The organism is Stenotrophomonas veracruzanensis (assembly GCF_032911525.1).
GTDB lineage: Bacteria > Pseudomonadota > Gammaproteobacteria > Xanthomonadales > Xanthomonadaceae > Stenotrophomonas > Stenotrophomonas africana.
The window spans coordinates 47,367-59,475 of sequence record NZ_JAWJTI010000017.1; the positions used below are offsets into that span (position 1 = coordinate 47,367).

Consider the following 12,109-nt stretch of genomic DNA (forward strand, 5'->3'; position numbering starts at 1 on the left):
GTATAACGCGCTTGTTTGTTGCATGGATCGAGCATATGGACCGATTGACCGCCATGACCGTGTTCGTCGAGGTCGCCGAACGCGGCAGCCTCACCGCCGCCGCCGAAGTGCTGGACATGTCACGGGCCATGGTCAGCCGCTACCTGGCCGAGGTCGAGGGCTGGCTGGGCGCGCGCCTGCTGCACCGGACCACGCGCCGGGTCAGCCTGACCGGGCCCGGGGAGGCGGCGCTGGCGCGCTTCCGGCAGATGCTGGCGATCGGCGAGGAACTGCAGGGCGAGCTGGCCAGCGATGATCCGGAGCCGCATGGCACGCTGCGGGTGACTGCCAGCGTGTCGTTCGGGCAGAGCCACCTGGCGCGGGCGGTGGCCGGCTTTGTTGCGCGCCATCCGGCGGCACGCATCGAGCTGCTGCTGGTCGACCGCACGGTGAACCTGGTGGAGGAGCGGGTGGACCTGGCCGTGCGCATCGCGCGCCAGATCGATCCCAGCCTGATCGCGCGGCGGCTGGCCACCTGCCGCTCGGTGCTGTGCGCGACGCCGTCCTACCTGCAGGCACGCGGCACGCCGACTGCTCCCGAGCATCTGGCCGCGCACAACTGCCTGACCCACCACTACGTCGGCAAGAGCCTGTGGCAGCTGCACCGAGACGGCCGTTCGCTGTCGGTGGCGGTAGGCGGCAACATCAGCGCCAACGAGGCCTCGCTGCTGTTGGAGGCGGTGCGGGCCGGTGCCGGTATCGCCATGCTGCCGACCTACCAGGTGGCGCCGCTGCTGCGCAGTGGTGAGCTGATCGAACTGCTGCCTGAATTCAGTCTGGACGAACTCGGCATTCATGCCGTGTACGCGTCACGGCGCCAGCAGCCCGCTATCATGCGGCGATTCCTGGATTTCCTGGGCGAGTGCTTCGCCAGCCCGGCCTTCCAGGATCTGGATTGGCGCCCACCGGGCAAGGAGAACACATGAACCATGGACAGGCCTTGATCGACCACAACCGTGCTGCCTGGGACCGCCAGGCCAGCGAAGTGCGCGAATGGTCGCGCCCGGTGGAAAGTTCAACGATTGCCGCCGCGCGCGAAGGCCGTTGGCAGGTGCACCTGACGCCCCGCGCGTTGCCGCTGGACTGGATGGGTGATGTGCGCGGCCGCCGCATCCTGTGCCTAGCCTCGGGCGGTGGACAGCAGGCACCGGTGCTGGCCGCTGCGGGCGCCGACGTCACCGTGTTCGATCTCTCCGACGGGCAGCTGGAACAGGACCGCAGCGTGGCGGCGCGCGACGGCCTGCAGCTGCGCACGGTGCAGGGCGACATGCGCGACCTGCACGTATTCGCCAACGACAGCTTCGACGTGGTGTTCCATCCGATCTCCAACCTGTACGTACCCGACGTGCGCCCGGTGTGGACCGAATGCCGCCGCGTGCTGGCGCGCGATGGCATGTTGATGGCCAGCTTCTACAACCCGGTGCTGTTCGTCGGCGCGCGTGATCCGCAGCTCGATGCGCAGGGCCTGATCCGGCCGCAGTACGCCATTCCCTATTCGGACCTGGAAGACCTGCCCGCCGCAGAACGTGAGGCGAAACTCGCCCGCGGCGATGCGCTGACCTTCGGCCACAGCCTGACCGAACTGATCGGCGGGCAGCTGGATGCCGGCTTCATCATCGATCGCTTCATGGAAGACTGGCAGCCGCAGCCGCGTTTCCTGATCGACCGCTACCTGCCCACGTTCCTGGCTACCCGCGCGCGCCGCATCGGTTGAGGCGGATCGGTGCGAAAACCAGCGGCGTACAATGGACGGCCCCACGTCATGCAGGTGCCGTCCCTTGTCGTATCCCTATCCGCTGGTCGTGTTCGACCTTGATGGCACGCTGGTCGACAGCGCAGCTGATATCGCCGAAGCGCTGAACCGCACGCTGGAGGACATCGGTGTGGCACGCGTACCGGAAACCACGGTGCTGGGCTGGATCGGCGACGGTGTGCGCCGCCTGGTCGAGCAGGCCCTGCAGGCGGTCGGCCGCGTGATCGACCTGGCCGAAGTGATGCCGATCTTCATGGTGCACTACCGCGAATGCCTGCTGCGCAGCCCACGTCTGTTCGATGGCGTGGGTGAAGCGCTGGCACAACTGCGTGCACGCAACGTGCCGCTGGCGATCTGCACCAACAAGCCCGAAGCGCTGGTGCCGCCGCTGCTGCAGCACTTGGGTATCGGTGATGTGTTTGCGCTGGTGCTGGGGGGCGATTCGCTGCCGCAGCGCAAGCCCAGTGGTGAACCGCTGCGGCACATCGCCGCGCACTTCGGGCTGCCGGTGGACGCCTGCCTGATGGTCGGTGATTCGTTGACCGACTACCGCGCCGCCGAAGATGCCGGCATGCCGATCGCACTGGTGCGTTACGGTTATCCGCGTGGCCTGGACCTGGCCACCGCACAGGCGGTGGCGGTGATCGACGACCTGCGTGAACTGCCGGGGTTGCGGGGCTGAAGCAGGGGGTAGTGCCGGCCGCTGGCCGGCAGCCCGGAACGCGTTGCCGAAGATCATGATGTTGCCGGCCAGCGGCCGGCACTACCATGACCGTTGCGGTCACTTCGGCTGGTAACGCACGCTCAGCTGGTACTCGCGGCCGGGCTGGTTGAACCACGCCACCGTCTCATACCTGCGGTCGAACACGTTGGCGGCACGCGCCAGCAGCGACCACGACGGCGTCAGCGCGTACTCGGCGCGCAGATCCAGCGTGCCGTAACCTCCCACCTTCACCGCGTTGGCGGCATCGTCGTAGCGCTTGCCGGCACCCTGCACGGTCAGGCCTGCACGGAAATCTCCGAAGCGACGGTCGATGTCCAGGCGCCCGGTCTGCTGCGCACGGCGTGGCAGCCAGTTGTCGAACTGGGTGCTGCCGCCGGTGCGGTTGCGCGGGTCGGTGTAGCTGAGCTGTGCGTTGATGTCGAAGCCGGCCAGCAGCACGCCACCGGTCAGTTCGGCGCCGCGGATGCGGGCCTTCTCCACCTGCTGCATCTTGAAGGTCGCCGCATCGTAGGTGATCAGATCATCGATGCGGGTTTCATATACGTCCAGGCCCCAGTGCCAGCCCTGTCCCTGCTGCGAAACGCCCAGGTTGGCGCTCTTGGACTTCTCCGGATTCAACGTCGGCACGCCGCTCCACGGGTCGTACAGGTCGCTGAAGGTGGGTGCCTTGAAGGCCGTGCCGTAGCTGGCATTGACGCGCAGACCATGCTCCAGCTGCATCGCCCAGCCGAGGCTGCCGGTGGCATGGTTGCCGAACTGCTGGTTGTCGTCATTGCGCGCGCTGACCTGCAGCTGGTGGCGGCCGAAGCGACCCTGGTACTGCACGAACACGCCGGTGTTGCGGCGGCTGTCGACGAGGTAGCCCGCGCTGCTGCCATCCAGGTTGTCCTCACTCCAGTCCACGCCGGCACTCAGCAGTTGGCCCTCAGCCAGGCCGAAGTCGCCCTGCAGCGAGGCGCTGTCGCGGTGGGTCTGTGCGCTGCCACGGGCACCGAAATCACCGAAGTTGTCCGACTCGTTGTCACTGCGGCCGACGTTTGCGGTGAATGCCAGGCGCTCGGAAGGGGTGTAGCGCACCTTGCCGGCCAGCACCTGCTGGCGGGTTTCCGAATAGTTGTAGTAGCCGTCGTAATGGTTCTTGCCGTCGGCGCGCAGGGCGCTGCCTTCCACGTTCCACTGGTCGTTGAAGGTGTAGCCACCGCGCAGGCTCTTGGACAGGTTGCGGTAGCCGTCGCGGTCGGGCTCGTCGGCGAAGCAGCCGGCGAACAGCGTGGCCGAGCCGCGGCAGGCATCGATGCCATCGGAATGCTGGTAGGCGATGTCGGCACCGAACCAGCCGCGCTCGGTACCACCGCCAATGCCACCGCTGGCTTCACGCAGGCCGTTGCTGCCACCGCCAAGCTGGAAGTGCGGGGCGAAATCGCCCTGGTTGCGGCGGGTGAAGATCTGGATCACGCCACCGATGGCGTCGGCGCCGTACAGGCTCGACTGCGGTCCACGCACGATTTCCACGCGCTCGATCTGCGCCAGCGGCAGGTCCTGGTACATGGCCAGGCCGAGGTCGGCACTGTTGATGCGCACGCCATCGACCAGCACCACGGTGTGGCCCGAGTTGGTACCGCGCAGGAACAGCGAGCTCTGCTTGCCGAGGCCGCCGGCATTGGTCAGGTTGATGCCGGCGCGGCCGCGCAGCAGCTCCTGCAGTGAGGTGGCTTGGCTGGATTCGATCTGCGCGCGGTCGATCACCTGCGCCGGCGCGATGCTGTCCTGCAGCGCGATGGGGGTGCGGGTGGCGGTGACCAGGATCTGGTCGAGCGCGGTGGTGTCATCGGCGGCCTGGGCCAGCGCGGGCAGGGCGGCCAGCACGGCCGGGGACAGCATTCGGGACTGCAGCTTCATGGGGGACTCCAGGTGCCACGCACGCCCGCGTGGCGAAGGGGAGGAGCCGCGAAGGCAGGCACGCGCCGATGCCGCAGCACAGGCCACGTCATCCAGCGCCATGCCCACCGCATCGCGACCTGAGGCTTCCGGGCCGGTCTCCGGGCTTGCCGCCGGGTGGCGCGAGGCCACCGTCCAGGCGCCTTCCCATGCTTGCGGCACAGTGGCGTTGTTGCCTGGAACTGACGTGCTTACCGTTGCGGGGGCAGCGCCGGCATGGCGTGGAATCACGCGTCACCGGCTTCCCGTTTCAACCTGCCGGCCGTGGCCGCAGGTCACCTGGAAGTGCGCGCAGTCTACGGCATCGCAGGCGGCCCGTAGTGTCGAACGTGTTCGACTGCCTTTGCTGTGCCTTTAGAATGGTCCCTCGATCCCGTGGTGCCGTTGCCGATGTCCGCCCGTTTTCCGCTGTTCCCGCGTTGCCTGTACAGGACTTGCGCATGATCCTCGACCTGGTCCGCCATGCCGGCAACGGTCGCGATGAGTTCCTCGATGGCCGCAGTGATCCGCCGCAGCTGGCCCGCCTGCCGCAGGAACTGGTCGACGCTTACGCCGCGCAGCCCTGGGAGCGGGTGATCAGTTCGCCGCGGCTGCGCTCGCTGCACACGGCGATGGCCCTGGCCACCCCGCGTGGGCTGGACGTGGAAGCGGACGAGGAATGGGAAGAGCTGGACTTCGGCGATTGGGACGGGCAGTCGCTGTTCGACCTCCCGGAGGATGCACTGGCCGCCTTCCATGCCGACCCGCACGCGTTCCCGCCGCCGAACGGTGAAAGCTGGGGCCACTTCGAGCGGCGCATTGCGCGCGCGCTGGATCGCCTGCTCGATGATGACGATCCGGTACCGACGCTGGTGGTCAGCCATGGTGGCCCGCTGCGCATGGTGCTGTCGCAGGTCTGCGGCCTGCCGATGTCGCTGTGCTGGGCCCTGCGCATCGACCACGGCACGCGCCTGCGGGTGTGGCTGGAACGCGGTGAGGTCGGGCTGGTGGGCGAGTTGCTGGAACTGCAGCAGCCCTGACCCATCGGTAGTGGCGGCCGCTGGCCGGCAACTGCACGATCTTTGTAACGTTCCTGAGGTTGCCGGCCTGCGGCCGGCACTACCCGTCAATCCTCGTCCGCGCGCTCGGCCACGCTGTCCTCAGCGTCATCGTCAGCATCGAAGCGCTGCTCATGCACCGGGCCCGACGCCGGGCCGGCTGCCTTCAGCGGATGCGCGGCGATGCGCGCTTCGTAATCCTGCACCAGCGCCTCACGCTGCGGCTCGCTCAGTTCCTGCCAGTGGCAGTCCAGCAGTGCGCCTTCCAGTGAGTACAGCAGGTTCAGGCTGGGCCTGAAGCCGGCGCGCTTGACCTTGACGAAGGCGCCCACGGCACCGATCGCAACCAGGTCTTCGCGGCTGCGCAGGCCGACCTGGCGCAGCCACGCCGCACTCTTGGGGCCGATGTTGCGCAGCTTCGGCGTGCTCATCCCAGCGCCTCGATGAACACGCGGGCGATGGCTTCCAGGCCGGCCTGATCGTCGGCATCGAAGCGGCCGACCTTCGGGCTGTCGATATCGAACACGCCGATCAGTTCATCACCGCGCAGCAGCGGCACCACCAGCTCCGAACGCGAGGCCGAATCGCAGGCGATGTGGCCGGGGAAGGCATCGACGTCGTCCACGCGCTGGGTCACGCGCTGGCTGGCGGCGGCACCGCACACGCCCTTGTCCAGCGGGATGCGCACGCAGGCCGGCAGGCCCTGGAACGGGCCGACCACCAGCTCCTTGCCGTCGTACAGGTAGAAGCCCACCCAGTTCAGGTCGGGCAGGGCGTGGTAGACCAGTGCCGAGAGGTTGGCCGCGTTGGCGATGCGGTCGGACTCGGCGTAGACCAGGCCACGGGCCTGTTCCAGCAGCTGGGCGTATTGTTCCGGCTTGCTGCCGGTGAGCGAGGCATTGGCGAACATGCCTGCAGTCTAGCAAGCGCGCCGGGCCGGCGATAATGCACGCTCTGTTGCCCCGTTGGAGCCCGTCGATGCCGTTGCCCGCCACGCTGCCGCCCGCCCTGTTCGTCACCGGCACCGATACCGAGATCGGCAAGACTGCGGCCAGCACCGCACTGCTGCATGCGCTGCGCCGGCGCGGACTGCGCGCGGTCGGCATGAAGCCGGTGGCCAGCGGCAGCGAGGACCTGGGCCAGGGCCTGCGCAACGAGGATGCATTGGCGCTGCAGGCGGCCAGTTGGCCGGTGCCGGATTATGCCGACCTGAACCCGTATGCGCTGCGCCTGCCACTGGCGCCGGAGCTGGCCGCTGCCGAGGATGGCGTGCAGGTGGAGCTGGCGCCGATCATGGCGGCGTTCGAACGTCTGCGTGCGCAGGCCGATGTGGTGGTGGTGGAGGGTGTTGGCGGTTGGCTGGCGCCGGTCTCGGCCACGCTCGACCAGCTCGACCTGGTGCGCGCATTGCGGTTGCCGGTGTTGCTGGTGGTGGGCATGCGGCTGGGCTGCGTCAACCACGCGCGACTGACCGCGCAGTCGCTGCAGGCCAGCGGCGTGGATTGCCTGGGCTGGATCGGCAACCACATCGACCCGGCGATGCAGCGCCAGGATGAAAACATCGCCACACTGCAGCAGCGCCTGCCGATGCCGTACTGGGGGCGGCTGCCGCATCTGCCGGGGGCGGATGGTGAAGCGCTGAGCGCGCACCTGCTCGACGCCTGAATTGCTGAAACGCGAAATCGATGCCGGAGAGGGTAGAGTCGACTGTCAGTCGACTCGCGCGCGCAGCGCGGGATTTTCGGGCATCCGGTGAAGAGCAGTCGACTAACAGTCGACTCTACCTATCAATCAGCCCGCGCCAGCTCCCGCGCGATCGCACCCAGCCTCTCCACCGCACCGATGAAGCGTGCATCCAGCGTCTGGCAGCACGACAACCGCAGGCAGTGGCGGTAGCGTGCGCCGCGCGAATACACCTGGCCGGGCATGAACACGATGTCCTCCTGCAGCGCTCGCTCGAACAGCTCGCGCGTATCCACGCCCGGCAGTTCCAGCCACAGCAGGAATCCGCCCTGCGGTTCGGTGGCACGGGTGCCGGCCGGGAAGTGCTCGGCCACCAGCTGGCGCAGGCGCCCGACCTGTTCGCGATACAGGCGACGCATGCGGTGCAGGTGGTGCTCGTAGCTGCCGGCCTCCAGGTACGCCGCCACCGCATCGCCGAGCAACTGCGGCTCACCGCCGGTGGACTGGAATTTCAGCAGCGCGATGCGCTCGGCGAAGCGCCCGCCATCCAGCCAGCCGATGCGGTAGTCCGGCGCCAGCGTCTTGGAGAAACCACCGACCACCATCACCAAGCCGTCGCGATCGAAGGCCTTCAGGAGCGGTGCCGGCGGTTCGCAGAACTGCAGCTCGGCGTACACCGCATCCTCGATCAGCGGCAGTTGCCGTGCGTTGACCAGCTCGGCCAAGCGCTGTTTGGCGGCGGTCGGCATGGTGCAGCCGAGCGGGTTGTGCACGGTGGGCATCACCACCAGAGCGGCCAGCGGCGTGTGCTCCAGCAGCGCATCCAGCGCATCCACATCCAGTCCGTGCTGTGGGTGGGTGGGCAGTTCGATGGCCTGCAGACCGAGGTTGGCCAGCAGGGGGTACAGGTTGAAGTAGGACGGCGCCTCGATGCCCACCGCATCACCGGGCTGGGTGACCGCGCGCAGCGCCAGCTGCAGCGCTTCCATCGCACCGTGGGTCAGCAGCAGGCGTTCGCTGTGGGTGTGCAGGCCCATGCGCGGGCCACGCCGCACGATCTGCGCCAGCAGCCGCGGCGATCCGTTCGGTCGCGCATAGGTCTCCACCGTCTGCTGGCCGTGGCGCAGCACCTGCGCGGTGTGACGGGCCAGCTGAGCGCCTGGATAGAACTGGCGGCCGCGCGGGCCGGCGAAGGCCAGGTCGATCACGCCGGGGCGACGTTGTGCCTCCAGCACGCGGGCCATCAGTACCTGCTGCAACGGCGCGGTGGGCGCGGACGGGGTATCACGCAGCGAGCGTTCCGGCACCGACAGTCGCGGCGCCACCTCGAAGCCGGCCTTGGGCCGCGGAATGACCAGGCCGGCATCCTCCAGCTGGCGATAGGCGGCAATCACGGTGTTCAGGCTGAGCCTGCGCTGCAGGGCCATCTGCCGCAGCGAAGGCAGGCGGCTGCCGACCGGAAGGCGGCCGCCGTGGATGGCTTCGGCCAGTTCGTCGGACAGCCGCTGGTAGCGGGGTGGGATCATCGCGCTCTGGTCATCTGTATCCATCGAATTTCCCGCCATCTGGTGCTGTACCCATGATGATGGCGAGCCTAGCATGTCGTTGTCGGCCGGGCCTGATCGGGGCACGGCCGGTCTTTCGAAACGCACGGCCGGATGGCCGTGCGTCTTTTTTTGTGTGTAGAGCCGAGCCCATGCTCGGCTGTACTTCCGCCAACGGCAGCCGAGCGTAGGCTCGGCTCTACAGAAGAGCACCGCCGAGCGTCGGTCAGCCCAAGGGGGAATGCCGGCTACCGCATCGGCACCAGCGCCGCCTCGCGCCGGTACAGCGCGGGGAACTGCTTGCCCAGCGCGGTCAGCTTTGGTGCGTCGTAGTAGCGGATGTAGGCCGCCTGCGGGTAGTTCGTCATGTAGTTCTGGTGGTAGCTCTCGGCCGGATAGAAGCGCTGGCCGCTGACCAGCTGGGTGACGATCGGGGCGCGGTAGCTGCCGGCCTGGCCGAGCTGGGCGATGTAGGCGCGGCTGGCCGCCTGCTGGCGGGCGTCATCAGTGAAGATCGCCGAACGGTACTGGCTGCCGTGGTCGGGCCCCTGGCGGTTGAGCTGGGTCGGGTCGTGCGCCACCGAGAAGAACACCTGCATCAACTGCCCGTAGCTGACCTGGCGTGGGTCGTAGTCGATCTTCACCGCTTCGGCATGACCGGTCTGGCCGCTGCTGACCCGCTCATAGCGGGCATTGGCAGCGCTGCCACCGATGTAGCCGGACACCGCATTGCTCACGCCTTTGACGTGTTGGAACACGCCCTGCACGCCCCAGAAGCAACCGCCGGCGAACACCACGCTGGCGTGGGTCGCGTCATCGCGGAACGCCGCATCGCCGGTGGGTGCCGGCAGTGCCTGGGTCTGCGCGCTGGCTTCGACCGGCGCCGCGGCCGCGCCATGGTCGACCAGCAGCACACCGGCGATCAACGCCGTGGCCACCAGACCTGCAACACCGGCGGCGATGCCTTGTTCAAAGGAGAGTTTCATCGTGTGCTCCCGGTTCAACCGAAGGTGAAGGCGTAGGCCTGCACGCCCGCATCAAGGAATTCGATCTCGAAGCGGTGCGGGCCGATCGTGCCGCGCTGTCGGATCAGCTGGTACAGGCGGTGCTCGTCGACCACACCGCTGCCATCGGCACCGACATCGCTGCCGGCATCGGCGGCGGGCAGCGGCTTGCCGTCCAACAGCACGCGGAAGCGCACCGGCTTTCCACCCTGGCCCGGCGCCAGCACCAGATGCAGGTCGCGCGCATGGAACTGGAAGGCGATGCGGCCACCGGCCTGCTGCAGCTGTGCGGCTTCGTCGCTGACGGTCCAGAGTCCGGACAGGCCCCACTGGTTCAACGCGAGCGTGGCCGGCAAGGTGTAGTCGAACGCGGTATCGCTGCGCTGCCCGCCGGGCGAGGCGAACTGCTCGGCGCGGGCGTGGCCCAGATAGGTTTCCGGCGAGCGCAGATTGCCCATGTCGGCCTGCGCGGCCACGCCCTTCAGATCGGCGGCGGCCGGATCGGCCGGCGGTGGCAGATTCGTCTGGCCTGCTTCGGTCAGAAGGCGACGGATCATCTGTTCCGAGCGCGCATAGTTGCCTTCGCCGAACTGGTGCCCGCGGATGTTGCCCTGCGCATCGACGAAGTACTGCGCCGGCCAGTAGCGGTTGTTGAACGCGCGCCAGATCGTGTACTGGTTGTCGAGCGCCACCGGGTACTCGACCTTCAGCTGCTGCACGGCCTTCATCACGTTGCGCGGGTCACGTTCGAAGGCGAACTCTGGCGTGTGCACGCCGATCACCACCAGGCCATGGTCGCGGTAGCGACGTTCCCATTCGTGCACGAACGGCATCGCACGCAGGCAGTTGATGCAGGAGTACGTCCAGAAATCGACCAGCACCACCTTCCCGCGCAGCTGCTGGTTCGTCAGCGGCGGGCTGTTGAGCCAGCCGGTGACGCCGTCCAGCGCGGGCAGGGTGCCTTCCACCGGCAACGGTGCATCGGCCGCGGCGTTGGCCCCGGCCATCATCATCATCGGCGGTGCAGCTGGCTGCGCACCGGGTACCGCGTCCAGCAAGCCCTGCTCGATGCGCGCAGTGCTGACCGTCGAAAGGCGGGTCAGCAGGCCGGTATCCCATCCCAGGCCGATCGCCACTACGGCCAGCAGCGCCGCCACACCCAACACCTTTCGCAATACATCGCCGAGGCCAAGCCGCGCCTGCAGCGCGCGGAACACGCGGCCGCCCACCCACACCGCCAGCGCCAGTGCGGTGATCGCACCCAGCGCATACGCCAGCAGCAGCGCACTGGTACCGACGCTGGCGCCATGCAGGGCAGCACCGGTCAGCACCAGGCCGAGGATTGGCCCGGCGCAGGGTGCCCACAGCAGGCCGGTGGCGATGCCGATCAGCAGCGAGGTCCACGCGCCGCCGTGCCCCGCGGCGTCCGCCGCATCGGCACGCGCGCTCAAGCGGGCACCCACGCGCTGGAACGGCGCCAGAAGATGGTCGGCCAGTCGCGGCCACAGCAGGGCGACCGCGAACAACGCCATCAACAGCAGGGCGATCCAGCGTCCGACCTGGTTGGCCTGCGCCACCCATTGGCTGCCCACCGCGGCCAGGCTGGCGACCACGGTGAAGGTCAGTGCCATGCCCAGCAGCAACGGCAGCGTGCTGCGCAGGAAGGGACGGTCGGCACGCGCGAACACGAACGGCAGCACCGGCAGGATGCAGGGGCTGAGCAGGGTCAATGCGCCCCCCAGGTAAGCAAGCAGCAACAGCAGCATGGTCAGGCTCCGGAAACAGGAGAAGAACCGACCGGCACCCGCCAGCCGTCGGCGGTGCCATCCGTGGCGCCGGGAACGAACACCATCGCCGCACCGTTCATGCAGTAGCGCAGCCCGGTCGGGCGCGGGCCGTCGTTGAACACATGGCCGAGGTGGCCACCGCAGCGGCGGCAGTGCACCTCTACCCGCAGCATCCCGAAGGTGACGTCGCGGTCTTCGCCGATGGCGTTGTGCAGCGGCGCCCAGAAGCTGGGCCAGCCGGTGCCGCTCTCGAACTTGGTGGACGATGAGAACAACGGCAGCGCACAGCCGGCGCAGGCGAAGGTGCCCTGCCGGTGTTCCTTGTTGAGCGGGCTGCTGTACGGGCGCTCGGTGGCCTGCTGGCGCAGCACCGCGTACTGCGCCGGGGTCAGTTGCTGGCGCCACTGCGCATCGCTGTGCATGACTTCGAACTGTCGCGGCGGGCGCGCTTCAGCGGCCGCCGGGGCGGCGCGGCTGCAGGCCCCCAGGCCGAGCAGGCCGGCGGCGGTGGCAACACCGCCCAGGCCCAGCAGATGGCGGCGGGACAGGGACATGGCGGACTCCGGGAAGGGGCGACGGGGCCATGCTGCGCCCGCCCGG

At 68.4% G+C, this 12,109-nt stretch carries 12 protein-coding genes and 1 riboswitch; of the genes, 5 read left to right on the forward strand and 7 right to left on the reverse strand.

Annotation, left to right across the window (positions count from 1 at the left end):
• Positions 1–35 precede the first annotated feature (35 nt).
• The 3 genes from R1H25_RS12380 (at position 36) to gph (ending at position 2,474) form a co-directional block, all read left to right on the forward strand.
• Positions 36–965 carry a LysR family transcriptional regulator gene (locus R1H25_RS12380; RefSeq protein WP_032128732.1) on the forward strand — a complete coding sequence of 310 codons (930 nt, stop codon included), beginning with the start codon at positions 36–38 and terminating at the stop codon, positions 963–965.
• Positions 962–1,753, forward strand: a complete 792-nt coding sequence (locus tag R1H25_RS12385; protein WP_107379062.1) for a class I SAM-dependent methyltransferase — start codon at positions 962–964, stop codon at positions 1,751–1,753. Before R1H25_RS12380 ends, R1H25_RS12385 begins: the two co-directional genes overlap by 4 nt.
• Positions 1,754–1,817: 64 nt before the next feature.
• Positions 1,818–2,474 (forward strand): phosphoglycolate phosphatase, encoded by a 657-nt coding sequence (gene gph, locus R1H25_RS12390; protein ID WP_317223717.1) that lies wholly within the window; start codon positions 1,818–1,820, stop codon positions 2,472–2,474.
• Between the two features lie 99 nt (positions 2,475–2,573).
• Here the strand turns inward: gph and btuB are convergent, their stop codons facing one another.
• Positions 2,574–4,415: a TonB-dependent vitamin B12 receptor gene (gene btuB, locus R1H25_RS12395; protein WP_317223718.1), complete on the reverse strand. Its 1,842-nt coding sequence runs from the start codon at positions 4,413–4,415 to the stop codon at positions 2,574–2,576.
• Positions 4,416–4,528: 113 nt separating this feature from the next.
• Positions 4,529–4,752, reverse strand: a riboswitch (cobalamin riboswitch).
• A gap of 142 nt (positions 4,753–4,894) precedes the next feature.
• Between btuB and R1H25_RS12400 the strand changes: the two genes are divergently transcribed.
• Positions 4,895–5,473 carry a histidine phosphatase family protein gene (locus tag R1H25_RS12400; RefSeq protein WP_032128728.1) on the forward strand — a complete coding sequence of 193 codons (579 nt, stop codon included), beginning with the start codon at positions 4,895–4,897 and terminating at the stop codon, positions 5,471–5,473.
• A gap of 86 nt (positions 5,474–5,559) precedes the next feature.
• Here the strand turns inward: R1H25_RS12400 and R1H25_RS12405 are convergent, their stop codons facing one another.
• The gene (locus R1H25_RS12405; protein WP_317223719.1) at positions 5,560–5,922 is read right to left on the reverse strand and encodes a TfoX/Sxy family protein; all 363 of its coding nucleotides are present in this window, start codon (positions 5,920–5,922) and stop codon (positions 5,560–5,562) included.
• Positions 5,919–6,401: a GAF domain-containing protein gene (locus R1H25_RS12410; protein WP_049444878.1), complete on the reverse strand. Its 483-nt coding sequence runs from the start codon at positions 6,399–6,401 to the stop codon at positions 5,919–5,921. The genes R1H25_RS12405 and R1H25_RS12410 overlap by 4 nt, the downstream gene beginning before the upstream one ends.
• A 68-nt stretch (positions 6,402–6,469) precedes the next feature.
• On the opposite strand from R1H25_RS12410, the gene bioD reads away from it, so the two are divergent.
• Positions 6,470–7,156, forward strand: a complete 687-nt coding sequence (bioD, locus tag R1H25_RS12415; RefSeq protein WP_241881813.1) for a dethiobiotin synthase — start codon at positions 6,470–6,472, stop codon at positions 7,154–7,156.
• Between the two features lie 122 nt (positions 7,157–7,278).
• Here the strand turns inward: bioD and R1H25_RS12420 are convergent, their stop codons facing one another.
• From R1H25_RS12420 to msrB, 4 genes are all read right to left on the reverse strand, one after another.
• A complete protein-coding gene (locus R1H25_RS12420; protein WP_317223720.1) occupies positions 7,279–8,724 on the reverse strand; it encodes a PLP-dependent aminotransferase family protein in 1,446 nt (481 codons plus the stop codon).
• A 242-nt stretch (positions 8,725–8,966) separates the two neighbouring features.
• Positions 8,967–9,704, reverse strand: coding sequence for a peptide-methionine (S)-S-oxide reductase MsrA (gene msrA / locus R1H25_RS12425; protein ID WP_057501677.1), 738 nt, complete (start codon positions 9,702–9,704; stop codon positions 8,967–8,969).
• Positions 9,705–9,718: 14 nt separating this feature from the next.
• Positions 9,719–11,488 (reverse strand): cytochrome c biogenesis protein CcdA, encoded by a 1,770-nt coding sequence (locus R1H25_RS12430; protein WP_317223721.1) that lies wholly within the window; start codon positions 11,486–11,488, stop codon positions 9,719–9,721.
• 2 nt (positions 11,489–11,490) lie between these two features.
• Complete coding sequence (msrB, locus tag R1H25_RS12435; RefSeq protein ID WP_049444889.1) at positions 11,491–12,063, reverse strand: peptide-methionine (R)-S-oxide reductase MsrB; 573 nt, start codon at positions 12,061–12,063, stop codon at positions 11,491–11,493.
• Between the last annotated feature and the right edge of the window lie 46 nt (positions 12,064–12,109).

What these genes read in the sequence shown, in the direction of transcription:
- R1H25_RS12380 (WP_032128732.1), top strand. Translation starts at nt 36, where the DNA reads ATGGACCGATTGACCGCCATGACCGTGTTCGTCGAGGTCGCCGAACGC.
- R1H25_RS12410 (WP_049444878.1), bottom strand. Translation starts at nt 6,401, where the DNA reads ATGTTCGCCAATGCCTCGCTCACCGGCAGCAAGCCGGAACAATACGCC.
- btuB (WP_317223718.1), bottom strand. Translation starts at nt 4,415, where the DNA reads ATGAAGCTGCAGTCCCGAATGCTGTCCCCGGCCGTGCTGGCCGCCCTG.
- R1H25_RS12405 (WP_317223719.1), bottom strand. Translation starts at nt 5,922, where the DNA reads ATGAGCACGCCGAAGCTGCGCAACATCGGCCCCAAGAGTGCGGCGTGG.
- R1H25_RS12430 (WP_317223721.1), bottom strand. Translation starts at nt 11,488, where the DNA reads ATGCTGCTGTTGCTGCTTGCTTACCTGGGGGGCGCATTGACCCTGCTC.
- msrA (WP_057501677.1), bottom strand. Translation starts at nt 9,704, where the DNA reads ATGAAACTCTCCTTTGAACAAGGCATCGCCGCCGGTGTTGCAGGTCTG.
- R1H25_RS12420 (WP_317223720.1), bottom strand. Translation starts at nt 8,724, where the DNA reads ATGGATACAGATGACCAGAGCGCGATGATCCCACCCCGCTACCAGCGG.
- R1H25_RS12400 (WP_032128728.1), top strand. Translation starts at nt 4,895, where the DNA reads ATGATCCTCGACCTGGTCCGCCATGCCGGCAACGGTCGCGATGAGTTC.
- bioD (WP_241881813.1), top strand. Translation starts at nt 6,470, where the DNA reads ATGCCGTTGCCCGCCACGCTGCCGCCCGCCCTGTTCGTCACCGGCACC.
- msrB (WP_049444889.1), bottom strand. Translation starts at nt 12,063, where the DNA reads ATGTCCCTGTCCCGCCGCCATCTGCTGGGCCTGGGCGGTGTTGCCACC.
- R1H25_RS12385 (WP_107379062.1), top strand. Translation starts at nt 962, where the DNA reads ATGAACCATGGACAGGCCTTGATCGACCACAACCGTGCTGCCTGGGAC.